Raw genomic sequence first — 23,787 nt, forward strand, 5'->3', positions numbered from 1 at the left:
TTACTCGATTGCCCTTTAGGCGCATGAACAAGGAAATAGCATGAAACAGCATCGGTTGGCGGCGGCGGTAGCCCTGGTTGGCCTGGTACTCGCGGGTTGTGATTCGCAGACCAGCGTAGAGCTGAAAACTCCGGCGCAAAAAGCTTCCTACGGCATTGGCCTGAACATGGGCAAGAGCCTGGCTCAGGAAGGCATGGATGACCTGGACTCCAAAGCTGTAGCCCAGGGCATCGAAGACGCCGTCGGCAAGAAAGAGCAGAAGCTCAAAGACGAAGAATTGGTCGAGGCGTTCGCCGCACTGCAAAAGCGTGCCGAAGAGCGCATGGCCAAGATGAGCGAAGAGTCGGCCGCTGCCGGCAAGAAATTCCTCGAAGATAACGCCAAGAAAGCCGGCGTGACCACCACCGCTTCGGGCTTGCAGTACGAAGTCGTGCAGAAAGCCGATGGCCCTCAGCCAAAGGCGACTGATGTAGTGACCGTTCACTACACCGGCAAGCTGACCAACGGCACCGTATTCGACAGTTCCGTCGAGCGCGGCAGCCCGATCGATCTGCCGGTCAGCGGTGTGATCCCGGGTTGGGTCGAAGGCCTGCAACTGATGCACGTTGGCGAGAAGTACAAACTGTACATCCCTGCTGACCTGGCTTACGGCGCTCAAAGCCCAAGCCCGGCGATTCCGGCCAACTCGGTGCTGGTATTCGACCTGGAACTGCTGGCCATCAAGGATCCGGCAAAAGAAGACGCCGCTGCCCAGTAACCAGCGTCTGCTTCGATAACAACGCCTCGCTTATGCGGGGCGTTGTTGCATCTGGCGTTCGGCACGAGTAAACAAAACGAACAGACGCTCTAGGCCGGAGTCTTAGGCATAGTAGTGTCGGCGGTAGACGTACAAGACCGCCAAGTCAATGAAATTATAGGTTTTTTTTGATGAGTAAAAAATGCCCGATCTGAACGCAGGCCTTGTAAAACGGGCCTTACAGCGGTGAAAAGCAGCTCTGTTCACAAGGTTATCCACAATTTGTGTGGATAACATTTCAATGGGAGGAATGATGAAAATACCCTGGAATTTCGCTCGTTTCCTGCCACTGGCCGGACGCCTGCTGGCACGTGGCCGATTGCCGACGCTGTTGTTCGCGGTTGCCAGCAAAGGCGCGAGCCAGGGCTATCGACTGGGCAAGCTCAAGGACGACTTGAAGCTGTTGCAGGCACTCTGCCTGGCCTACTGGCGTGGTGAGTATCGAGCCATCAGCCCCAAGGCGCTGGTTTCGGTTGTCGCGGGCCTGATGTATTTCCTCAGTCCGTTGGATGCGATCCCGGATTTCATTCCAGTGTTCGGCATGTTCGATGACATCGCGGTACTGGCATGGCTGATGAAAGTGCTCGATGACGAGCTCAATGCCTTCCGCGCCTGGCGCAAACGGCAGGTGCCGGAGAAGCTCGCGGTGGTCGAGCGTCTGCCTGATACCCCCGAGCAACTGCAACTTCAAGGCCCGAAAAAACACTGAGTCGATTTCGACCTGTTCACAGATTGATGCCCCCCGCGACCTTGGCCGCTGTTAGGATTACACTTCTAGGGAAAAGTGCCGACTCGCTAAGTGTTGTTGTCCTACGGGGTAGTCATGGATATTCAGATAATTACACGCGAAGGCGAACCCGAATATGCGGTTCTGCCATGGGCTCAGTATCAGGCGTTACTGAAAGCAGCGGGGGTCAAGGAGCAAGCGTCACCTCAAGCCACGAAGCTTCAGGCGGCAACACCAGACGCGATTCTTCCGGGTCTGGATCAACTACGCAGTTTGCGCGAAGGGAAGGGCATCGCCATCGAGGCGCTGGCCCGCACGGTAGGCATCAGCCCGTCTTACCTGGCCATGATCGAAAGTGGCGAGCGTCTGCCCGACGCCGCGATTCGTCGCAGCCTGGCCTGGGAATTGACGGTGCCGGGGTGGAGGGATGAATCGTGAGCGTACGCATCAGTCGTCAACATTGGGACGGATTGCTAGGCGAACTGGATCAGGCGCGTCGCCAGCGCCATCTGTTGACGTATCGGGCATTACTGGAACGTTTGCAGTTGCCGACTCCGGCCATGCAAACCCTGACGGCGGCCCTTGAGCATCTGGCGGCCCTGGACGCCAGGGCGGAGCAACCATTGCGCAGTTCACTGGTGATCAGTCAGGGCGCCAGCCGCTTGCCGCGCACCGGATTCTTTGAATGTGTCGAGCGTCTCGGGCGTTTTTCCGGGCCGTCGGACGGCGTTGCCGCCGCGTCCTGGCATGCTTCGGAAGTGGTGCGGGTGTTCGAGTACGAATACCCGGAATCGGCCGAGGCCTGAGTGTTTTTACAACTCAAGGCGCGGGCCGGTTACTGGCTCGCGCGCCGATTGTTTCACTGGCCATGGTTTGTCCGTCAGCCACGCGGCTGGCACTGGCTCGAAGGCCAGTTCGCACGCATGGCCAACCTGGGCGATGTCGGCGCCCAGAGCTTCTATGGGCACATCCTGACGTTTCGCGGCGTCGGCCTCGGTGCTCGTGAGGAGGGCGTGCGTTTGTTGCGCCTGGCGGCCTTGGCGGGCGATGGCAAGGCGGCGTATCAAGTGGGCGTGATCAGTCTGGCCGGGACGGCGGGCAAGGCACCGGACCCGGTCGAAGCGGTGCGATTCTGGGAGCTCGCGGCGAAGGCCGGGCATCCGTTGGCGGCGATCAAGCTCGAAGAGCTGAAGTCTTCCTCTGCGCCTCGTTGATTGCAGTGATGCCGAACAGCACCCTTATCGATGCCCGGAAACGAGCACCTCATCTTCAGTCGAAACCACCAGGCTATCAATCACATACACGCTATAGCCCTGCACATTCTTCGCATGGTGCTTGGCCTGCGATGCCATCTCGGCTAACTGGCTCGCATCGAGTTGTTCACAGGCCTGTGGATGCAAATGCACCACGCCGATCGACAGCGACAACAACGCAAACTCCTGGCGCTGACCCTGGCGATTGGGTGCGATGAAGCAGCCGGCTTCCAGGTGTTCGCTGCGGTAGAAGCGTCGGCACTGGCTCTGGAAGTCGTCGAGCAACTGGTTCAAGCGTTTGCGCCAGTCTTCCGGGCTGAGTACCAGCAGGAAATCATCACCGCCAATATGGCCGACGAAGTCGCGGGACGGGTCGACGCGGTCGTTCAGGCATTGCGCCAGGCACAGCAGGACTTCGTCGCCGCGACCATAGCCGTAGATGTCGTTGAAGGGTTTGAAGCTATCAATGTCCACGTAGCAGATCACCGATTCCCGTCGCTGTTGCAGAAGCCGCGTCAGGCATTGCTGGATCGGCACGTTGCCCGGAAGCAAGGTCAGCGGGTTGGCATAGCGGGCCTGCTGGATCTTCAGTTCCGTGATCAGCTTGAGCACGTCAATCACCCGGCCCAACCCCAGATAACCGCCGTTGAGGGTGATGATGAAATCTTCTTCGATGCGCTGGCGGGCACGGCTGGTGATCAGGCGGCTGACCTGTTGCAGGGACTGGCTCAGTTCGACGGCGAGGAAGTCATCGTTCATCAGGCGGCTGATGGGCTTGCGGGCGAACAGGTCGGTGGCAAAGGGCTTGAGCAGGGCGTCGGAGAGCGAATGACGATGGACAATGCCGCAGGGCTGACCCTGTTCATCCAGGACTGCCAGCGAGTTCAGGTTGGCCTGGCGGCGAAAGGCTTCGAGCACCGTGGCGGTCGGGGTGTCCCGGTTCACCGCGGGGAGCTCGTTGAGCAGGGCGCTGAGGTCGCTGCCGTCTTCGCTCAGGACAACGGCGATGCTGTCCTGTCGGGGCATCAATGCCCGGGCCTCCCGTGGCGGGTGTTCCTGGGGGCGGCAGAGCAGATAGCCCTGCACCAGGTCCACGCCCATTTCGGTCAGCACCGTGAGTTCTTCCTGGAGCTCGATACCTTCGGCGATGACTTGCGCCCGCGAGGCCTTGGCGATTTGCAGGATCGAGCCGACGAACTCGCGCTTGAGCGCGTCCTGATGAATGCCATCAATGAAATGCCGGTCGATTTTCACGTAATCGGGCCGCAGTTCGGACCACAAGCGCAAACTCGAATAGCCCGCCCCCAGATCATCCAGTGCAATCGAAAACCCCATCGCCCGATAGTGATGCAGGGCGGTTTGCAACAGCTGGAAATCATCCGTCGGCGTCTGTTCCGTGAGCTCGATGACCACCTGGCTCGGCGCAATGCCGAAATCCTGCAGCAATTGCAGGGTGCGCCCCGGTTGATGGGCCGCTTCGAGCAGGGACTCCGGGGACACGTTAAGGAACAACATGCCAGGCAGTTGTTGCTCATTGAAGCGTCGGCAAGCGCTTTCGCGGCAGGCAATTTCCAGCTCGCTCAGGCGTCCGGCCTGGCGGGCGACGGCGAACAGGGCGACAGGGGAGTGCAGCGGGCTGTTGGAGGGGCCGCGACTGAGGGCTTCGTAGCCGAGAATGCGCCGTTCAGAGAGGCTGATGATCGGTTGGAACAGGCTGTGCAAACCGCTTTGACTCAGGATCGAGCTCAAGGCACTCAGCTGTTCGGTTGTGGTCATGGCGATCTCTGGCGATAAAAAAAGGACCGAGCGTGCCCTTGGTAAAAAGAGCACGCCCGGTCCTTTATTTCACGACAGAGTGATGACTGTTTGATGACGCTCCGGGGAGCGTCAACATTAAATTGCCATCAGTTGCTTGTGAAAACTCAGTGCTTGGCCACTGCCGTGTTGAGTTTCAGGTAGTCCAGCAGAATCCGCCCGGTTTCGCTGAGGTAGGCGTCGTCTTCCGGTTTGGTCTTGTCATCCTCGGCCGCAATGGCGTCCTCGTCTTCTTTCTTCAGCTCTTTGAGCGGTTCTTCGCCCTTGGCCTTGCGACGGATGTTTTCCATGGTCAGCTGTTTGGCTTCGATGTCGGCGTGCTGGGCACGACGCTCGACTTCATTGAGGCTGACGGTTTTCTCGGTCATCAGCTTCTGCGCCAGGGCCAGCTTGTCGCGGATGAACACGAACTCCGCATCCTTGGCTGTACGCACGTCATGCTCGGACTGGAGCTGCGAAATGTACGGCTTGAATGGGTCGAGCGCAGGCTTGATCGCCGCCTTGATGGTGTCCCACGGCATGGCTTCCGGCAGGGCGCTTTCACCGATTTCCTTGGTGTCGATGAGCGACGGGTAATCGATGTCCGGCAAGACGCCCTGATGCTGGGTGCTCTGCCCGGAAACCCGGTAGAACTTGGCCAGGGTCAGTTTCAGCTCGCCATGGTTGAGCGGCTGAATGGTCTGCACGGTGCCTTTGCCAAATGTCTGACCGCCGATGATCAGCGCGCGGTGGTAGTCCTGCATGGCGCCGGCAAAAATCTCCGAAGCCGAGGCGGACAGGCGGTTGACCAGCAACGCCATCGGGCCTTTGTAGAACGCGCCCGGGTTTTCATCTTCCAGGACATCGACGCGGCCATCGGCGTTACGCACGAGCACGGTCGGGCCTTTGTCGATGAACAGGCTGGTCAGCTCGGTGGCCTCTTGCAGGGAACCGCCGCCGTTGTTGCGCAGGTCGATGACCACGCCGTCGACTTTCTCTTTCTGCAACTCGGTCAGCAGTTTCTTGACGTCGCGGGTGGTGCTCTTGTAATCCGGGTCGCCGGCACGGAAGGCCTTGAAGTCCAGATAGAACGCCGGGATTTCGATAATGCCGAGCTTGTAGTCCTTGCCGTCCTGCTTCAGGTTCAAGACCGATTTTTTCACGGCCTGATCTTCAAGCTTCACCGCTTCACGGGTGATCGGCACGATCTTGGTGGTCTGGTCGTTCGGTGCATTGCTGGCCGGGATGACTTCCAGGCGCACCACGGTGCCCTTCGGACCACGGATCAGCTTGACCACTTCGTCCAGGCGCCAGCCCACGACGTCGACCATTTCCTTGTTGCCCTGGGCAACGCCGATGATCTTGTCGGCCGGTGCAACCTGCTTGGTCTTGTCCGCCGGACCTGCCGGCACCAGGCGCACGACTTTCACCTGGTCGTTATCGCTCTGCAACACGGCGCCGATGCCCTCGAGGGACAGGCTCATGTTGATGTCGAAGTTCTCCGCGTTATCCGGCGACAGATAGTTGGTGTGCGGGTCGTAGGACATGGCGAAGGTGTTGATGTACGCCTGGAAGATGTCTTCCGCGCGGGTCTGGTCCAGGCGCGCCAACTGGTTCTTGTAGCGCTTGGTCAGGGTTTCCTGGATCTGCTTGGAATCCTTGCCGGCGATCTTCTGACGCAGGACTTCGTCCTTGACGCGTTTGCGCCACAGGTCGTCGAGCTCTGCGGTGGATTTGAGCCAAGGGGCGTCCTTGCGGTCGATCAGCAAGGTTTCCTTGGTGGTGAAGTCGATCTTGTCGACGCCCTTGTTCAGCTCGGCAAGGGCGAAGTCCAGACGCGCCTTTACACGGTCCAGGTAGCGCTTGTAGATGGTGAACCCGGCGTTCAGGTCGCCGCTCTTGAGGAAATCGTCGAACTGCGTCTTCCACTTGTCGAATTCGGCAATGTCGCTGGCCATGAAGTAGCTGCGCGACGGATCCAGCAGCTTGAGGTAGCTGTCGTAGATGATCACCGAGCGTGCGTCATCGAGTGGCGGCTTGCTGTAGTGGTGGCGCTTGAGCAACTCCACGACGTTCAGGCTGGCGATCACTTCGTCACGATCGGGTTGAAGCTTGTCCCAGCTATTGGCTGCGAAAGTATTGCTCGACATCGGCAGCAAGCCGATACCGATGAATAAGGCGAGGGCAGTGCTGGGGAACAGATGCTTCATGCTGATTCGACGCGGGGACAATTGATAACGCATATTAGGCCGTCTTTGAAGTCGCCGGTTCTTTGGGAGCCGGTCGCATAATGCAAAAAGCCCGGCGCTACAGCTTCGGGCTCAGTCCAGACTCACTATGGAGGCACTGTGAAAGCATTGCAAGGCGTTGACGGTCGAGTGGTGTGGGTTGATGAGCCGAGTCCTACATGCGATGTAGGGCAAGTTCGTATCCGAGTGTCGGCAGCGGGTCTCAATCGCGCCGATTTATTGCAGAAGGCAGGCCTTTATCCGCCGCCGCCGGGGGCTAGCCAAGTGCTTGGTCTAGAGTGCTCGGGCGTGATCAGCGAGGTTGGCGCCGGGTCCTCCTGGCAGATTGGCGATCGGGTTTGCGCCTTGCTGGCCGGGGGCGGGATGGCCGAAGAGGTGGTAGTCGACGGGCGGCACGTGCTGCCGGTTCCCGACGGAATGTCACTGGTTGAAGCGGCAGCATTGCCCGAGGTTTATGCAACTGTCTGGCTGAATCTGTTTCAACTGGCTGCGCTCAAACCGGGTCAGAAAGTTCTTCTGCATGCCGGGGCAAGTGGAATTGGTTCAGCGGCCATTCAGCTGTGCAAGGCCTTCGGCAACCCGTGTTGGGTCAGTGTTGGCTCCGCCGAGCGACTGGCGTACTGCGAAGCGCTGGGGGCCCAGGGCGGCGTGGTGCGTAATGACGATCTGGAGAGCCTGCGGGATCTGGGGCCGTTCGACGTGATTCTCGACCCGGTGGGCGGCAATTACGCGGCTTTGAACCTCAAGCTGCTGGCCCAGGATGGCCGTTGGGTGTTGATCGGTCTGATGGGCGGCCGCGAGGCCAAGCTGGATCTGGCCCAGGTGCTGGCCAAGCGTGTGCAGTTGCTGGGTTCGACCCTGCGCAGCCGTGACGATCAATTCAAGGCGGATCTGTTCAGTGATCTGAGCCAGCACGTGTGGCCGCTGTTTGCCGAGGGACGCTTGAGCCCGCAACTGGCCAGGACATTCCCGATCAAGGATGCCGAGACGGCGTTTGCCGAGCTGGCGAGCAACAATGTGGCGGGGAAAGTTGTATTGGTGATTGACGAGAGCCTGAGCTGACCACACAAAAAACTGTGGGAGCGAGCTTGCTCGCGATGGCGTCGAGTCAGTCAAAACATTATTGAATGACACACCGCTATCGCGAGCAAGCTCGCTCCCACAGGGGATTTGGGTTACTTCCAGAGGTGGATCGGCCAGCCAGCCTTTTCAGCCTGCTCGCGCAACACCGGATCCGGGTTGACCACGTGGGGGTAATCCACCTTCAGCAATAGCGGCAGGTCATTGCGTGAGTCGGAATAGAAACTCGCGCCTTCAAGGTTTTCCTCTTCTGCATCCAGCCACTCCAGCAAGCGAGTGATCTTGCCTTCGCGGTAGGTCAGGGTGCCGACGGTATGGCCGCTGTAAACGCCATGAGTCACTTCCAGTTCGATACCGAGAATCTCGTCGATGCCAAGGCGCTCAGCGATGGGGCCGACCAGATGCGTGCCCGAGGCCGAGATCACCAGGATCCGGTCGCCGGCCTTGCGATGCGCGGCGATGGCTTTGGTGGCGTCACTGAAAATGATCGGCTCGATGTAGTCCTCCACCCACGGACCAACCAGGTGCGCGACTTCTTCAGGCGTACGACCAATCAACGGTTCCAGGCTGAAGGCCATGTAGTCCTCCATGGCCAGATGGCCCCGGCCGTAGGCATCCATCAATTCCTTGTCGCGACGCAGGAACGATTCGCCATCGACCCAGCCGAGGCGGACCATTTGCTCGCTCCACAGTGAGGCGCAGTCGCCGTGGATCAGGGTTTCGTCCAGATCAAAAATTGCCAGGGCCATCAGTGCAGTTCTCTCTTGAGCATAAGCAAAGGCATCAGGCTACCTCACACAGGGCCGTCGGATCGATGGAAAGCGCCAGCCGCTGACCATCGGGATGCAGGTCGGCCGCCGAGCGGTTCAGCACATCCACCACCAATTCCACGCCCCGGGCTTCGACCCGGTAGCGAATCACGTTGCCCAGCAGGCTGTGGCTGCGTATCTGTGCGTCCAGTTCGCCGTTAAGGCTCAGTTCGATGGCTTCCGGGCGAATGGCGATGCGCTTGCTGATCGGTCGCTGCAACAGCTTCGAAGCGCTGTCGGCATCCAGCAGGTTGTAGTTGCCGATGAAACCAGCGGCGAACACGTCCACCGGCGCGGTATAGAGGGTTTCGGCGTCGCCGCTTTGTACGATTTTTCCCTGATTCATCAGGAAAATCCGGTCGGACATGGTCAGGGCTTCTTCCTGATCGTGTGTGACGAAAATCGTGGTCAGGCCGAGTTCGCGCTGGATCTGACGAATCTGTTCGCGCAGGTGCTTGCGAATCCGTGCGTCCAGGGCTGACAACGGTTCGTCGAGCAGCAACAAGCGCGGGCGGGTCACCAGGGAGCGGGCGAGGGCGACGCGTTGGCACTGGCCCCCCGAGAGCTGATGCGGGTAACGCGCGGCAAAGTCATTGAGCTCCACCAGTTTGAGCACTTCGGCGACGCGTTTGCGGCTGTCATCGGCATTGACCTTTTGCATGCGCAGGCCGAAGGCGACGTTCTGTTCCACGGTCATATTGGGGAACAGTGCATAGCTCTGGAACACCATGCCGATCCCGCGTTTCTGCGGGCTCACCGGCACGATATCAGCGCCATCGAGCAGGATCTTGCCGCCATCCACCGAAGTCAGGCCGGCGATGCAGCGCAGCAGGGTGGATTTGCCGCAACCGGACGGGCCGAGCAGGGTGACGAACTCACCTTTCTGGATTTCGCAATTGATATCGCTGAACACCGTGGTGCCGGCGAAGCTTTTCTGAAGATGTTGGACGCTGACATAGCTCATTCGCTTTTGTCCCTGTTCAAGATATTGGCAATCCAGGTCAGAACCAGCACAAAGAAGAAGTAGGAAATCACCAGCGCACTGGTGAAATGACCGCTGCTGTTGCGCATGTTGTTGAGGTAGACCTGCAGGGTTTCGTAACGGGTGCCGACGAGGATGTTGGCGAACACGAACTCACCGAACAGGAACGAGAACGACAGCAGCAGTGCCACCATCAAGCCCTTGCGCAGGTTCGGCAGCACCACCAGGAAGGCGGCTTGCCAGGTGCTGGCGCCGAGCAACTGGGCGGCGTCCATCAGGTCGCGCAGGTTGATCGCCTGCAGGTTGTTGGTGATCGCCCGGTACATGAACGGCAGCGCCACGGTGAAGTAGCAACCGATCAGGATCCACGGCGTCCCGACCATGGCGAACGGTCCGGAACCATAGAGCTGCAACAGCCCCACCGACGACACCACCGGCGGCACGGCGAAGGGCAGCAGGATCAGGATGTTCATCAGCGCGTCGAGTTTCGGGAAGTGGTAATGCACCACGAACAGCAGCGGTAGAATCAATACCACCGCCAGAACAAGGGCGCCGACGCAGACCAGCAGCGACTGGCCGAAAGCGCTCAGAAAACGCGGATCGCTCCACAGCTGCGCATACCATTTGATACTGAAGCCGCTGGGCAGAATGGTGGCCGACCAACTGCTGGAAATCGAATAGATAAAGGTGCCGACCAGCGGCAGCAACATAATGGCAAACAGCAGGTAAACCACCACGCGATGGTAGATGCCGACAGGCCCCAATTCAACGCGAGACATGGTAGCTCCTCTTCAACAGCAGTTGATGGACGATGGTCACCAGGGTCATCAACGCTACCAGCACCACGGCCAGGGCACTGGCCAGGTTCGGGTCGAGGGAGATGTCACCCGAGACCATCGCTGCAATACGGATCGGCAAAACGTTGAAGTTGCCGGTGGTCAGTGCGTACACCGTGGCATAGGCGCCGAGGGCGTTGGCCAGCAGGATCACGAACGTGCCGAGCAGCGCTGGGGTCAGCACCGGTAGACCGATGTGGCGCCAGAACTGCCAGCCATTGGCGCCGAGCAGCGCGGCGGACTCGCGCCAGTCTTCGCGCAGGGCGTCGAAGGCTGGGTAGAGCAGCAGCACACCGAGGGGAATCTGGAAGTAGGTGTAGAGAATGATCAACCCGGTTTTCGAGTACAGATTGAAGTCTTCAATGATCCCGGCCTGCTTGAGCATGATGGTGAAGCTGCCGTTGAAGCCGAGCAGAATGATGAACGCGAAGGCCAGGGGCACACCGGAGAAGTTGCTGGTCATGTTGGCGAAGGCGTTGACGAAGTTGCGCAGTTTCGAATCGACCCGGCGCAGGGAATAGGCGCCCAGAATCGCGATGACGATCCCCAGCACGCTGGACCAGAAGCTGATCTCAAGGCTGTACTGGATGGCCTGCAGGTAAAACTTCGAGCTGAAGATCTTGCTGAAGTTGGCCAGGCCCCAGCCGAATTCTTCCGATTGCAGGCTGTTGATCATCACCCAGGTCAGCGGTGCGATTTCGAACACGATGAAGAACAGCGCGAACGGGACCAGGCATAAGGCTGCCAGCCATTTACTGCGGGTCATGGCATTCACTTCAACAGCTCCCGGCAGACCGGTTTGTCGTGGGGCACGCCGAGCAACTGGCAGACGGTGCCGCAGATCTCGGTCTGTTTCGGCGCGGCACCGGCGTCGAAGCTGAACGCGTCACCGAGAACGAACAGCGGCACCTCACGTTCTTCCGGCAGCAGGCCGTTGTGGGAGCGGTCGTTGTTCATGCCGTGGTCGGCGGTGACCAGCACCTGATAGCCGGCATCGAGCCAGCCTTGCAGGTAGTCGGCCAGGATGATGTCGGCCGAGCGAGCACTGTTGCGGTACTGCGGGGTGTCGAGGCCGTGCTTGTGCCCGGCGTCGTCGATGTTCATCGGGTGGATCAACAGGAAGTTCGGCGTGTGGCGCAGGCGCAGGTTTTCAGCGTCGGCGAACAGGTGAGAATCCGGGTAGTGATCGTTCCAGTAGAAATGCCCGTGCTGGATCGGCAGTTGCGGGTCATCGGTGTGACGATCCCGGGCCGCGACGAAGGGCGAACGGTTGTACAGCTCACTGACCCAGTGATAGGCCGCCGCCGCGGTGACAAGACCTGCGTCGGTGGCGTAGTGATAGATGCTGCGCTGATTGGACAGGCGCGAGACGTTGTTGTGGACGATACCGCTGTCGATAGGCGCGACGCCGGTCAGGATGCATTCGTACAGCGGGCGGGACAGGGCTGGCAACTCGCACTCCAGTTTGTAGAGTGCGGCGCGTCCGGTGCCGACGTAAGCCTGCAGGTGCCCCATGGCGTGGCGGGCGACCTCGTAGTTGAGGCCGTCGAGCACGACAAGGATGACGTTGTGCTTCATAGGGGCAAAACTCCGTGAAACAGATATTCGGAACTCACTCGATCCACTGTGGGAGCGAGCTTGCTCGCGATGAGGGACTAGTAGTCAACATCTATGTTGAATGCCAGTTCGCTATCGCGAGCAAGCTCGCTCCCACAGGGATTCTCATTGGCCCATCAAAAAATGGTGGGCCACAGGGTTACTGCATATTGATAATGACTTCTTCCTGCCACTTCTGAGGAAGGGCCTTGGAGGTCTTTTCCCAGGCGTCCGCGTCCTTGATCGGCGTGACCTTCTTGTACTGCTCGTTAGGCAGCAGCTTGGCCTTCACGTCTTCCGGCAGTGTGATGTGTTCGGCACGGATCGGACGGGCGTTGCCCTTGGCCAGGTTGATCTGGCCGGCGTCGCTGAAGATGTATTCGCGGGTCAGCTTGGCGGCGTTCGGGTTTTTCGCGTACTTGTTGATGATGGTGGTGTAGCCGGAAATCACCGAGCCGTCGGACGGGATCAGCACCACGTAATCATCCGGATTGGCCATCTTGGCCTTGTAGCTCAGGCCGTTGAAGTCCCAGACCACGCCGACTTCGATTTCGCCTTTTTCCATGGCACCAATGACCGGGTTGGACATCGACAGGCGACCCTGCTTGGCGATGTCGGCGAACAGATCCAGGGCAGGCTTGAGGTTTTTCTCGTCGCCACCATTGGCCAGCGCCGCGGCCAGTACGCCGTTCGCAGCCTGGGCAGCAGTGCTCACGTCACCGATGGAAACCTTGTACTTGCCGGTCTTGAGGTCAGCCCACTTGGTCGGCACTTCGGAACCGTGCAGCAACTTCTTGTTGACGACGAAAGCGATGGTGCCGGTGTAAGCCAGTGCCCAGTTGCCGTCCTTGTCCTTGGCCCAGGCTGGAATCTGATCCCAGGTCGAAGGCTTGTAAGGCTGGACCACGCCTTGCTTGACTGCGATCGGGCCGAACGCTGCACCGACGTCGCCGATGTCGGCGCTGGCGTTGTCTTTTTCCGCGGCGAACTTGGCGATTTCCTGGGCCGAACTCATGTCGGTATCGATGTGCTTGAGGCCGTACTTGTCGCTCAGGTCTTTCCAGGTGCCGGCCCAGTTGGCCCAGTCATTGGGCATGCCGACGCTGTTGACGGCGCCTTCCGCTTTTGCAGCGGCTTCCAGGGTTTTCAGATCATCGGCCGCCATGGCGGCGGTGCACATTGCGATGGTCGAGCCTAACAGTGATGCCAGGAAAAACTTTTTCATTCCGAAGCTCCTTGGGTCGTGTTCAACGCTGCGATTGCGGTTTGTGTTGGTCTAGGTCAGCAATACCTGAGCCAATTTAAGGGGGCTGGATGACACTTTGATGTCGTTCGTCGCCCGGAATGACTTTTTGTTCAGCGGTATCGCGACTGGCCTGCTAAGCGTAGACCATGGTCAAGGCCCCGGAAGGCAAGGGACTTGGCCGATGAATTGCAGGTTGTTGAGGCCAGAGAATGGCGACCGTTGGGCAGCTTTGTCACATCTCGGTCATCTGCACTGCCTACGCTTGCAGACTATTGAATGAGCCGGTTTACGCTGTGGTTCTGCCCTGAAATGGTGCTGGTCTAGTCCAGAAAGGAAACGTTGATGCGTGAAGAGGCAACAAAAGCGGTAACAGCCATCGGCCAAGTGCTTCAGGAGCAGATCGACCACGGACTGTTGACCCCCGGCAGCAAATTGCCGGCCGAGCGCAAGCTCAGTGAATTGTTCGGCACCACGCGGATCACTTTGCGTGAAGCGTTGTTGCAGTTGGAGTCACAGGGGCAGATTTATCGCGAGGAGCGTCGCGGCTGGTTCGTCTCGCCCCCACGCCTGGCCTACAACCTCATGCAGCGCAGCCACTTTCACGCGATGGTCAGCGCCCAGGGGCGGGTGCCGTCCACCGAAGTGATTTCGGCGCGATTGCAACCGGCATCGGCGGCGGTGTGTGCCTGGCTGCAATTGCCAGCGCTGTCGAGCGTGATTCAGATCTGCCGTTCACGGCGGATCGATGGGCGACTGGTGTTGTATGTGGAGCACTATCTGAACCCGCAGTACTTTCCAGGGATCCTCGATTTCGATTTGAATCAGTCGATCACCGAGTTGTACGCGCGGCATTACGACTTGCACTACGGGCGGGTGCGCTTCGAGATTGTGCCCACGGCGTTGTCGGTGGATGCGGCGGCGGCGTTGAAGGTGTCGGTGGGCAGCCCGGGCTTGCGGATTGCCCGGGTCAACTATGACCAGCATGAACGCCTGATCGACTGCGACCTGGAGTTCTGGCGGCATGATGCGATTCATGTCGGGGTGGATGTGGTCTGACGCTGCTTTTGTAGGAGCTGCCGCAGGCTGCGATCCTTTAAAGGCCAAAATCACAAGATCGCAGCCTGCGGCAGCTCCTACTCCTGCTGGCCGCCACCTGCAGTGATCACCTGAATACTCATCCGCGGTGTCGCCAGATCCAGTCCGGCTTCATCCATGTGTCGCTTGAGCGACAGGTTGAACGCTCGCGATACTTCCCACTGCTTGATTGGCGCGGTCTTGAAGCGGGCGCGAAGGATCGCGTTGCCCGACTCGAAACTTTCCACCCCCTGAAACTCCAGCGGCGACCAGATATTGCGTCGCTGCAACGGATCGGTGCGCATTTTCTGGGCGACTTCGCGCATCAGTTTGATTGCGTTGTCGATGTCCATGCTGGCGGGCACTGCTACCCGGAAGATCGCGTAGCCGAATTCCCGGGAGTAGTTCTTGATGCTTTTGATTTCACTGAACGGAATGGTGTGGACGATGCCATCGATGTCCCGCAGGCGCACGGTGCGGATGGTCAGGCCTTCGACCGTGCCGAGGTGGCCGCCGACATCCACGTAGTCGTCGATGGCCAGGGAGTCTTCGATGATGATGAACAACCCGGTAATCAGGTCGGCTACCAGCGATTGCGCGCCAAAACCGATGGCCAGGCCGATCACACCGGCACCGGCCAGCAGTGGCGTGACGTTCATGCCCATGTTCGCCAGGGCGACAATCATCGCGACGATAAAAATGGCCACGAACAGCACGTTGCGGATCAGCGGCATCATCGTCTGCGCGCGGGCGTTGGCCAGGCCTTTGCGCGAGCGGGTCAAAGCGTGATGCACGGCGGTATCGCTGAGAATCCAGATCAACCAGGCGAACAGCAGCGTGCCGGCGAGGCTGAACAGTTTGACACTGACTTCGTGGCCATCGCCTTCGGTAAAGCGGATCAACGACATGCCCCAGACCCGCAGGCCGAGTTCGATGAAGGCCAGCCACACCAACAGGTGGACGATGGTGTAGAAGAAGTTTTTCAGCCGTTCCGAATACACGGCGTAACGTCGTATGCCTCGCTGGGGTTTGAGGGCGTGGCGGCGTACCAGGCCGTTGATGACCATGCACAGCACCAGCAAGACGGTACAGATCAGCGACTGGCGCAGGGCGGTGCTGGTGTCGCCGGCGGAAATGAACGTCGCGAACAGGGAAACGGCCACCAGCACCAGCGCCGGTACGTACCAGAAGGTGCCGAGAATCGACAGGGTGTCGTTAAGGGCGCGGCGGGTCAGGCGTCGGGACAGCGGCTGATTGCGGATCAGGTGGGCGATCGGCCGGCGGAAGCGCAGGATGAAGCGCCCCGTGGAGAGCGCTGCCAGGACATTGGCGACAGTCGCGGCGGTGTGGGCCAGATGGCTGCCGAGGCTGTTGACCAATTGCGGATCGCTCAGCGCTTCGCCAAACGCGGCGAAGCTGCCGATCAGCCACAGCGGCCGAAACGCCTGGTGCCGCAGGATGTACAGGGCGCGGTGGCGGTGTGGGCCGTCGAGCAGGGAAAAGGCAATCACGCAGATGGCCGAGAAGCAGGTGCCGACCACCAGTGCATAGGCCAGCACCATCGCCAGGCTCTTGCCCAGGGACGAGGGCAGGGCGTAGCTCATGTAGACCGTGATCACCAGGGCGATCAGCCACGGCCCGAGTTTGCGCAGCGCAAAACGCAACATGTCCAGGGCCCGGGGGTGCTGCGGCAGTTCTTCGGTCAGGCCGAAACGCATCCGCACTCGGTGGCTGATCCAGATCAGGGCGGCGGCCAGCAGGCTCCAGATCATCAGGATCATGGCAAAGGCGAACAGCATGGGCAGCCATTCATTGGCCGGCAGCGCCAGCGCCACCAGTTCTTCCCTGGCCTGATCGAACTCACTGGACCAGCGCGTGAGCGGGCTGTCGTCGCCGGTAAACTTCTTCTCGATAGTGGTCAGGGTTCCGCCAATCAGGCCCAGCACGCCTTCTTCGGTCATCGGCTGGGCTTGTTTGGTGGTGTCGCGGAGCTTTTTCAGGTCGGCCAGCAGCTTGCTGCGTTGCTGGTCGTTTTCCAGTGACTTGATCACTTCGTCCAGGGATTGTCCCAGCGGTTCCTGTGCTTCGGGCTGCGCCTTGGCTTGGCTGTTGAGCAGGCCTGGCAGGCCGGCCGCCTGGGCAGGCGTCACTGACAGCAGCGTCATCAGGCAGACAAGGACAATACACGGGAGGGCAAAAAGACGAGCGAACACTAGGCGGTCAACCTCGCAGGGAGCGGATCGACCGAGTGTACGAGCCCGTCAAAATCAATGCGAGCCAAGGGCGATGAATTATTCGTTGAGTTTGGCGAGGATCTTGATCACCACGGTGGCGAGAATGGTCAGCATGCCGATCCACATGGCAAACACACCGGCATTTTTATCGCGAAAGTTGAAACCGACGGCCAGCAGGAGCATCCCGGCAAGAATCGGAATCAGCATGGCGTGGAAGGAAGACATCGAAATCATGGAGACAGCCTTGTCGAAGGGATACTTGAAGTCTAGGCCGCTTTTGATGCGGCCGGTGTGATGTGTATCAGAGGTGAGTCGATTTGATCATGGTGTTGGGGTTTCTGTGCTGCCGTCATCGCGAGCAAGTCGGATCGCCGCACCGTCGCTCCCACATTTGAAATGCAATCCAATGTGGGAGCGAGCCTGCTCGCGATGCTTTTTAAGGTTTACGGCAATTCGCGGCAGGCGTAGAACGCGCTCAGTACCTTGACCAGATGCGCCAAGTCATGGCTGCCGCACAGTTCGCGGATCGAGTGCATGGCGAACGTCGGCAAACCGATGTCCACGGTGCGCACGCCAAGGTGGCTGGCGGTGATCGGGCCGATGGTCGAACCACAGCCCATGTCGCTGCGCACCACGAAGCTTTGCACCGGCACTTCTTCAGCCATGCACAGGTGTCGGAAGAACCCGGCGGTTTCGCTGTTGGTGGCGTAGCGCTGGTTGCTGTTGACCTTGATCACCGGGCCGGCGTTGAGTTTCGGGCCGTGGTTGGCGTCGTGTTTGTCGGCGTAGTTCGGGTGCACGCCGTGGGCGTTGTCAGCCGAAACCAGCAGGGATTTCTGAATGGTGCGTACGAATTCATCACCTTCAGGCATCAAGCGACGCAAGGTTTGCTCAAGCATCGGGCCGTCGGCACCGCAGGCCGAGCAGGAACCGACTTCTTCGTGGTCGTTGCAGACCAGCACGCAGGTTTCGCCGGTGTCGGCCGTCAGCAGCGCTTGCAGGCCGGCATAGCACGACAGCAGGTTGTCCAGGCGCGCGCCGGCGATGAAGTCGCCGTGCAGGCCAATGACCGCAGCGCTTTGGGTGTCGTAGAAACTCAGCTCGTAATCGAGCACCACGTCGGCATTCAGGCCGTGTTCGCGGGCGAGCTGGTCGGTGAGCACTGCGCGGAAGTCCACGCGCTCGTCACCGGCAAATTGCGCGAGGATCGGCGGCAGTTCGGTCTGGGCGTTGATGGCCCAGCCCATGTTGGCTTCACGATTGAGGTGGATCGCCAGGTTCGGAATGATCGCGACCGGTGCCTTGAAGTCGATCAACTGGCTCTCGACCTTGCCATCACGCCGGAAGGTTACGCGGCCCGCCAGGGACAGGTCACGGTCGAACCATGGCGCCAGCAGCGCGCCGCCATAGACTTCGACGCCCAGTTGCCAGAAGCCCTGGCGTTGCAGCTCCGGTTGCGGCTTGACGCGCAGGCACGGGCTGTCGGTGTGGGCGCCGACCAGGCGAATGCCGCCGTGCAACGGTGAATGGCGGCCCATCTTGATCGCGACAATCGAAGAGTCGTTGCGGGTGACGTAGTAGCGACCGTTGGCTTCGGTATTCCACGGCTCGCGCTCGTCGAGGCGTTGATAGCCCGCCGCTTCCAGACGCTGAACAAGGCTGGCGGTGGCATGGAACGGGGTAGGGGAGGCCTTGAGGAAATCGATCAGGCCTTGGTTCAACTCTTCGCGCATAAAGTAGCTCCAGACAGCAGTGGCGCCAGTTTAACGTATTGGCTTGGTAAATGGCGTCGCACTGAATGTGGGGCTGGTCATCGAAATTGAATCTGGAGGAGATCCCTGTGGGAGCGAGCTTGCTCGCGATGGCGGAGTGTCAGCCAGCATCAATGTTGGATGTGCCTGCCTCATCGCGAGCAAGCTCGCTCCCACAGGGTTTTGTGTACTTGCGCCTAAAACGGTGCCGGGCACTCGAAGCGCAGGCGCTCACCGGTCTGCGGATGGGTGAAGCTGAGCATGCTGGCGTGCAGGCACAGGCGTGGCCAGGCCGCCAAAGCCTGTTCATGGGCATAGAGCCCGTCACCCAGCAGTGGATGACCAATCGAGAGCATGTGCACACGCAACTGGTGAGAGCGGCCGGTGATCGGTGTCAGCTCAACGCGGCACCAGTCGCCACAACGTTCGAGCACGCGCCAGAAGGTCAGCGCATGTTTGCCGAATTCATGATCGACCACATGCCGTGGCTTGGTCGGCGGGTCGTAGCGCAACGGCAGGTCGATGCTGCCGCTGTCCAGTTCCGGCTGACCCCAGCACAGGGCGGTGTAGGCCTTTTCGGTTTCGCGGTCGTGAAATTGCCGGGACAGCTCGCGATGGGTATCCGGATCGCGGGCCAGCAGGATGATGCCGGAAGTCTCCCAGTCCAGCCGGTGGACGATTCGCGCTTCCGGGTAGCCGTTTTCCTGCAGGCGGGTAATCAGGCAGTCCTTGTTGTCATCGGCCCGGCCAGGGACAGAGAGCAACAGGGTCGGTTTGTTCACCACCAGTACGGCGGCATCCTGATGGATGATGTGGATGTTGGACAACGGCATTAAAACAGCCTCGTAACAAACGCCAACGGCGGCTCAGGTCCCTTCCGGTTGCAGAAGGGACCTGAGCCGCCGTGGCTCCAGCCGGACCGACTCAGCGATCTGGCAGGGTGATATTGAGTTCCAGAATCGAGCAGCTGCCCTGGCTTTCCAGTGCGACATGCACGTCATCGGACCCGATATTGACGTACTTGCGGATCACCTCGACCAGTTCCTTTTGCAAGGCCGGCAGGTAGTCCGGGGTACTGCGTTGGCCGCGTTCGTGCGCCACGATGATCTGTAGACGCTCTTTCGCTACCGACGCGGTGCTTTGCTTTTTGTTGGCACGAAAGAAGTCAAAAAGGTTCATTGCTTAGTTGCCTCCAAACAGGCGCTCGAAGAATCCCTTCTTCTGTACATCAAGGAATCGATGATCCACGGTCTTGCCCAGCAGGCGGTCAACGGTATCGCTGTAGGCCTGGCCGGCATCGCTCTGGTCGTCGAGAATCACCGGAACACCCTGGTTGGATGCCTTGAGCACCGCCTGGGATTCAGGGATCACGCCGAGCAGGGTCACCGAAAGGATTTCCTTGACGTCTTCTACGCCGAGCATTTCGCCTTTGCTCACACGTTCCGGGTGATAGCGGGTAATCAGCAGGTGTTCCTTGATCGGGTCTTCGCCGCGTTCGGCGCGACGGGACTTGCTGGCCAGCAGGCCGAGCATGCGATCGGAGTCGCGTACCGAGGAGACTTCCGGGTTGGTCACGACGATCGCTTCATCGGCGAAGTACATGGCCAGGTGGGCGCCTTTCTCGATGCCTGCCGGGGAGTCGCAGACCACGAACTCAAAGTCTTCCTTGAGTTGCATCAGGACTTTTTCCACGCCTTCGACGGTCAGCGCGTCTTTGTCGCGGGTCTGGCTGGCGGCCAGCACGTAGAGGTTTTCCAGGCGCTTGTCTTTGATCAGGGCCTGTTGCAGGTTGGCTTCGCCGTTGACCACGTTGACGAAGTCATACACCACGCGGCGCTCGCAACCCATGATCAGGTCGAGGTTACGCAAGCCCACGTCGAAGTCGACGATCACTGTTTTGTGGCCGCGCAGAGCGAGGCCGGTACCGATAGCGGCGCTGGTGGTGGTCTTACCCACACCACCCTTGCCGGATGTAACCACGAGAATCTTGGCCAAGGTGTTTCACCCCTAAGGAAGAAGGACTTTTCAGTCCCTGAAAAACATCTCCTGAAAAACTACTGCAGTCGGACAGCCTTGGCTGGAATCCGGTTTGAGCGGCGTTTACCCCCGGTAAACACTGCTTTCGGCCTTTTTCCTACTTCGTTTGAGCCGTTTTCGCTACGTTTTAGAGATGCTTGGAAAATGCGGCAGTATCCGTTAAAGCCGAATGATGTTCAACACGTCGCCGGACAGGCTGACCTGCACACCCGAACCCCATAGAGGGTCGCGGCGCAGATCTTCGGAAACCTTGTAATGCCCGGCGATGGAAATCAGTTCAGCACTCATTTGCTGACAGAAAATCCGCGCCTTGGTGTCGCCCTTGACGCCGGCCAACACGCGACCACGCATCGGGCCGTATACATGGATGTTGCCATCGGCGAGAAGTTCCGCCCCCGGGCTGACCGAGGAGATCACCACCAGATCGCTGCCCTGGGCATAAATCTGCTGGCCACCGCGTACTGGCGAGGTGATGATTTTCGTCGGCTTGATGGTCGGTTCAGGCTGTTTTTCCGGTTTTTTCTTCGGTTCGCCTTCGGTCAGGTCCAGTGGACGCTCCCGGGCGCCGGACGGTGGCAGTACTGGCAAATCCACCGCAATGGCGGCGGCAATGTCTTCGATGCGGCTGGCGCGGATCGCCAGGGTACGCAGGCCATGCTGGCGGCAAACGCGCATCAGCCCTGGCAGATCGACCGCGCCTTCGTTGGCCGGGAGTTTGTCCAGGGCCAGTACCAGCGGCGCGTTGCTGAAGAAGTTGGGCGCCAGGGCGACCTTGGCGGCCAGTTGCCGATCGAGGCTTTCGAGGTCGTTACGGGCCAGTTCCAGCACCGTAATGGCCAGCATGCTGCCCTTCAACTGGAACACGGGATCTTGGTCTAGCGGTTCGGTTTGGCTCATGGTCGGCATACAACGACTTGTCACTAAAAGTGCCGAGACTTATAACGAGAACGCCCGCGGGCCGCAAGCCGGGTCGAACGATGTAGAATGCGCGGCCATTGTCATTCCGGAAGCATTAATGGATCGCCCGCGTTTTCGAAAAGCATTTCTATCTCCACGTTTCTGGCCGCTGTGGTGTGGCCTGGGGCTGTTGTGGCTGATCGTCCAGTTGCCGTACCCGGCACTGCTGTGGATCGGTCGTGTACTGGGCGCTTTGATGTATCGAGTGGCCGGCGACAGACGGCGCATTGCCAAGCGCAATCTGGAGCTGTGTTTTCCTGAAAAAACCACCGCCGAACGCAAACACCTGCTCAAGGAAAACTTCGCCTCCACCGGTATCGCTTTCTTTGAGATGGCGATGAGCTGGTGGTGGTCGCGCAAGCGCCTGGCCAATCTCGCTCATATCGAAGGGCTGGAGCATTTGCAGCAGGCCCAGCGCGAAGGCAAGGGCGTGATCCTGATGGCCCTGCACTTCACGACGCTGGAAATCGGCGCGGCGTTGCTCGGTCAGCAGCACACCATCGACGGCATGTACCGCGAGCACAAGAATCCGCTGTTCGACTACATCCAGCGCCAGGGCCGCGAGCGGCACAACCTCGACTCGCTGGCGATAGAACGCGAAGACGTGCGCGGCATGCTCAAATTGCTGCGCTCGGGGCGGGCGATCTGGTACGCACCGGATCAGGACTACGGCGCCAAGCAAAGCATTTTCGTGCCGCTGTTCGGCATTCAGGCCGCGACCGTTACCGCCACGAGCAAGTTTGCGCGGCTGGGCAAGGCGCTGGTGGTGCCGTTCACCCAGGAGCGTCTGGCGGACGGCAGCGGTTATCGCCTGGTGATCCATGCGCCGCTCGAAGGCTTCCCCGGCGAAACCGAAGAAGAGGACTGCCTGCGCATCAACCAATGGATCGAAAGCGTTCTGCGCGAGCATCCCGAGCAATACCTGTGGGCCCACCGCCGCTTCAAGAGTCGTCCACCGGGCGAGCCCAAGCTGTACGCCAAGCGCGGTTGAATCCCGATCCCCTGTAGGAGCGAGCTTGCTCCGGGCGGCGTTCCGACGATGGTCGTGAAAACGCCGCGGGGTGTCAGCCGCCCAGCGTTATCTTGGCTACCATCGTCGGAACGCCGCCCGGAGCAAGCTCGCTCCTACAAGGGAATAGGTCGAAACAACGAAATCCCATCAAGCACCATGGAGAGTTGTGCATGAGTCCAGTTGAACCGGTAACAGGGTTGATTCTTTCCGGTGGCGGGGCTCGGGCGGCCTATCAGGTCGGGGTGCTGGCGGCGATTGCCGAATTGCTGCCGCCGGGGGCACGCAATCCGTTTCCGGTGATCGTCGGCACCTCGGCGGGCGCGATCAACGCCGTCAGCCTCGCCAGCGGTGCAATGGACTTTCGTAACGCCATCGAACGCCTGACGGCCTTCTGGCAGGGCTTTCGCAGTCATCTGGTGTTGCGTAGCGACTGGCCCGGGGTGATTCGCCAGGCCAGCCGCTTTGTCAGCCACAGTTTGCTCGGCATCGGTGCCCAGGTGCCGGTGGCGCTGCTCAACAGTTCTCCGCTGCGGGATTTGCTCAACGACAAACTGCATATGGGCGGCATCGCCGAAGCGATCGCACAGAAGCAATTGCATGCGGTGGCGGTCACCGCGTTCGGCTATGAGTCCGGCCAGGCAGTCACCTTCTATGAGGGCGGCGGCAAGATCGATGCCTGGTTGCGCCATCGACGCATCGGCGTTCCCACCCGCTTGTCCGTTGAACACCTGCTCGCCAGTTCGGCCATTCCGCTGCTGTTCGCTCCGGTGAAAATCGACGAAGAGTATTTCGGTGATGGCGCGGTGCGTCAGTCGGCGCCGATCAGTCCGGCGCTGCATCTGGGCGCCAGTCGGGTGCTGGTGGTGGGCGTCAGCGGCAACCCCCGCGGGGTCGACCCGCAACAACCCTTGCTGCGCAGCTACACCGGTCAGCAGCCGACCCTGGCGCAGATCGGCGGGCACATGCTCAACAGTACGTTCATTGACAGCCTGGAAAGCGACATCGAGCTGTTGCAGCGCCTGAACCAGTTCAGTCACCTGATGCCCGACGGTACACCCACCCGCGCTTTGGGAGTGGCGCCGGTGGACGTATTGGTTATTTCGCCGAGCCAGCCGATCGATGAGATTGCTGCGCGCCATCGTCAGGAATTGCCGGCGGCACTGCGCCTGTTTCTGCGCGGGCCGGGTGCGACCAAGACCAGCGGGGCGGGGGTTTTGAGTTACCTGCTGTTCGAGGCGGGGTATTGCAGCGAGTTGATCGAGCTGGGGCGGCGTGATGCGTTGGCCAAGCGCGGCGAGTTGTGCCGGTTTCTGGGGTTGGCAGAGCCTGTCGTCCCCGTTTGAGATTTGTGGTG

The 23,787-nt window shown here is 60.0% G+C and carries 24 protein-coding genes; 9 read left to right on the plus strand and 15 right to left on the minus strand.

The window, feature by feature from the left end; all coding sequences use genetic code 11:
* Positions 1-40 precede the first annotated feature (40 nt).
* The 5 genes from bamJ (at position 41) to AC3IT9_RS08385 (ending at position 2,737) form a co-directional block, all read left to right on the plus strand.
* Positions 41-757: a BamJ family beta-barrel-assembly machinery protein gene (gene bamJ, locus AC3IT9_RS08365; RefSeq protein ID WP_150753358.1), complete on the plus strand. Its 717-nt coding sequence runs from the start codon at positions 41-43 to the stop codon at positions 755-757.
* A 292-nt stretch (positions 758-1,049) separates the two neighbouring features.
* Positions 1,050-1,505 (plus strand): YkvA family protein, encoded by a 456-nt coding sequence (locus AC3IT9_RS08370; protein ID WP_489272653.1) that lies wholly within the window; start codon positions 1,050-1,052, stop codon positions 1,503-1,505.
* A gap of 114 nt (positions 1,506-1,619) precedes the next feature.
* Positions 1,620-1,961 (plus strand): helix-turn-helix domain-containing protein, encoded by a 342-nt coding sequence (locus AC3IT9_RS08375; RefSeq protein ID WP_150724569.1) that lies wholly within the window; start codon positions 1,620-1,622, stop codon positions 1,959-1,961.
* Positions 1,958-2,329 carry a hypothetical protein gene (locus tag AC3IT9_RS08380; RefSeq protein WP_007898892.1) on the plus strand — a complete coding sequence of 124 codons (372 nt, stop codon included), beginning with the start codon at positions 1,958-1,960 and terminating at the stop codon, positions 2,327-2,329. The genes AC3IT9_RS08375 and AC3IT9_RS08380 overlap by 4 nt, the downstream gene beginning before the upstream one ends.
* Positions 2,330-2,737: an SEL1-like repeat protein gene (locus tag AC3IT9_RS08385; protein ID WP_489272655.1), complete on the plus strand. Its 408-nt coding sequence runs from the start codon at positions 2,330-2,332 to the stop codon at positions 2,735-2,737.
* A 24-nt stretch (positions 2,738-2,761) separates the two neighbouring features.
* On the opposite strand, the gene AC3IT9_RS08390 is transcribed toward AC3IT9_RS08385, so the two are convergent.
* Positions 2,762-4,552, minus strand: coding sequence for a bifunctional diguanylate cyclase/phosphodiesterase (locus AC3IT9_RS08390; protein ID WP_150753356.1), 1,791 nt, complete (start codon positions 4,550-4,552; stop codon positions 2,762-2,764).
* Positions 4,553-4,698: 146 nt separating this feature from the next.
* A complete protein-coding gene (locus tag AC3IT9_RS08395) occupies positions 4,699-6,780 on the minus strand; it encodes a carboxy terminal-processing peptidase (RefSeq protein WP_191624999.1) in 2,082 nt (693 codons plus the stop codon).
* 138 nt (positions 6,781-6,918) lie between these two features.
* On the opposite strand from AC3IT9_RS08395, the gene AC3IT9_RS08400 reads away from it, so the two are divergent.
* On the plus strand, positions 6,919-7,881 hold the full coding sequence (locus AC3IT9_RS08400; RefSeq protein ID WP_489272657.1) for a zinc-binding dehydrogenase: 963 nt from the start codon (positions 6,919-6,921) through the stop codon (positions 7,879-7,881).
* A gap of 113 nt (positions 7,882-7,994) precedes the next feature.
* On the opposite strand, the gene AC3IT9_RS08405 is transcribed toward AC3IT9_RS08400, so the two are convergent.
* From AC3IT9_RS08405 to AC3IT9_RS08430, 6 genes are all read right to left on the minus strand, one after another.
* Positions 7,995-8,648 (minus strand): HAD family hydrolase, encoded by a 654-nt coding sequence (locus AC3IT9_RS08405; RefSeq protein ID WP_150724574.1) that lies wholly within the window; start codon positions 8,646-8,648, stop codon positions 7,995-7,997.
* Positions 8,649-8,682: 34 nt separating this feature from the next.
* A complete protein-coding gene (locus AC3IT9_RS08410; RefSeq protein ID WP_150724575.1) occupies positions 8,683-9,672 on the minus strand; it encodes an ABC transporter ATP-binding protein in 990 nt (329 codons plus the stop codon).
* Positions 9,669-10,469 carry an ABC transporter permease gene (locus tag AC3IT9_RS08415; protein ID WP_150724576.1) on the minus strand — a complete coding sequence of 267 codons (801 nt, stop codon included), beginning with the start codon at positions 10,467-10,469 and terminating at the stop codon, positions 9,669-9,671. The genes AC3IT9_RS08410 and AC3IT9_RS08415 overlap by 4 nt, the downstream gene beginning before the upstream one ends.
* On the minus strand, positions 10,456-11,292 hold the full coding sequence (locus tag AC3IT9_RS08420; RefSeq protein WP_191624998.1) for an ABC transporter permease: 837 nt from the start codon (positions 11,290-11,292) through the stop codon (positions 10,456-10,458). Before AC3IT9_RS08420 ends, AC3IT9_RS08415 begins: the two co-directional genes overlap by 14 nt.
* Before the next feature lie 5 nt (positions 11,293-11,297).
* Positions 11,298-12,104 (minus strand): alkaline phosphatase family protein, encoded by an 807-nt coding sequence (locus tag AC3IT9_RS08425; protein WP_150753352.1) that lies wholly within the window; start codon positions 12,102-12,104, stop codon positions 11,298-11,300.
* Between the two features lie 178 nt (positions 12,105-12,282).
* Positions 12,283-13,347: an ABC transporter substrate-binding protein gene (locus AC3IT9_RS08430; RefSeq protein ID WP_095945212.1), complete on the minus strand. Its 1,065-nt coding sequence runs from the start codon at positions 13,345-13,347 to the stop codon at positions 12,283-12,285.
* 363 nt (positions 13,348-13,710) lie between these two features.
* Between AC3IT9_RS08430 and AC3IT9_RS08435 the strand changes: the two genes are divergently transcribed.
* Positions 13,711-14,424 (plus strand): UTRA domain-containing protein, encoded by a 714-nt coding sequence (locus tag AC3IT9_RS08435; protein WP_150724580.1) that lies wholly within the window; start codon positions 13,711-13,713, stop codon positions 14,422-14,424.
* A 77-nt stretch (positions 14,425-14,501) separates the two neighbouring features.
* On the opposite strand, the gene AC3IT9_RS08440 is transcribed toward AC3IT9_RS08435, so the two are convergent.
* The 7 genes from AC3IT9_RS08440 to minC form a co-directional block, all read right to left on the minus strand.
* Positions 14,502-16,607 (minus strand): mechanosensitive ion channel family protein, encoded by a 2,106-nt coding sequence (locus tag AC3IT9_RS08440; protein WP_412072450.1) that lies wholly within the window; start codon positions 16,605-16,607, stop codon positions 14,502-14,504.
* 126 nt (positions 16,608-16,733) lie between these two features.
* A complete protein-coding gene (locus tag AC3IT9_RS08445) occupies positions 16,734-16,910 on the minus strand; it encodes a hypothetical protein (protein WP_015096128.1) in 177 nt (58 codons plus the stop codon).
* Between the two features lie 209 nt (positions 16,911-17,119).
* Positions 17,120-18,409, minus strand: coding sequence for a M18 family aminopeptidase (locus tag AC3IT9_RS08450; RefSeq protein WP_353742391.1), 1,290 nt, complete (start codon positions 18,407-18,409; stop codon positions 17,120-17,122).
* Between the two features lie 215 nt (positions 18,410-18,624).
* Complete coding sequence (locus AC3IT9_RS08455; protein WP_090324073.1) at positions 18,625-19,260, minus strand: RluA family pseudouridine synthase; 636 nt, start codon at positions 19,258-19,260, stop codon at positions 18,625-18,627.
* Positions 19,261-19,351: 91 nt separating this feature from the next.
* On the minus strand, positions 19,352-19,606 hold the full coding sequence (minE, locus tag AC3IT9_RS08460; protein ID WP_007974947.1) for a cell division topological specificity factor MinE: 255 nt from the start codon (positions 19,604-19,606) through the stop codon (positions 19,352-19,354).
* Positions 19,607-19,609: 3 nt separating this feature from the next.
* The gene (gene minD, locus AC3IT9_RS08465; protein WP_007974946.1) at positions 19,610-20,422 is read right to left on the minus strand and encodes a septum site-determining protein MinD; all 813 of its coding nucleotides are present in this window, start codon (positions 20,420-20,422) and stop codon (positions 19,610-19,612) included.
* A 201-nt stretch (positions 20,423-20,623) separates the two neighbouring features.
* Positions 20,624-21,361 carry a septum site-determining protein MinC gene (gene minC, locus AC3IT9_RS08470; protein WP_150724583.1) on the minus strand — a complete coding sequence of 246 codons (738 nt, stop codon included), beginning with the start codon at positions 21,359-21,361 and terminating at the stop codon, positions 20,624-20,626.
* A gap of 118 nt (positions 21,362-21,479) precedes the next feature.
* On the opposite strand from minC, the gene AC3IT9_RS08475 reads away from it, so the two are divergent.
* Together AC3IT9_RS08475 and AC3IT9_RS08480 are read left to right on the plus strand one after the other, a co-directional pair.
* Complete coding sequence (locus AC3IT9_RS08475; protein WP_150724584.1) at positions 21,480-22,412, plus strand: lipid A biosynthesis lauroyl acyltransferase; 933 nt, start codon at positions 21,480-21,482, stop codon at positions 22,410-22,412.
* 191 nt (positions 22,413-22,603) lie between these two features.
* A complete protein-coding gene (locus AC3IT9_RS08480) occupies positions 22,604-23,776 on the plus strand; it encodes a patatin-like phospholipase family protein (protein WP_150724585.1) in 1,173 nt (390 codons plus the stop codon).
* The last annotated feature ends 11 nt before the right edge of the window (positions 23,777-23,787 follow it).

This window comes from Pseudomonas sp. KH_046_1 (assembly GCF_057839025.1).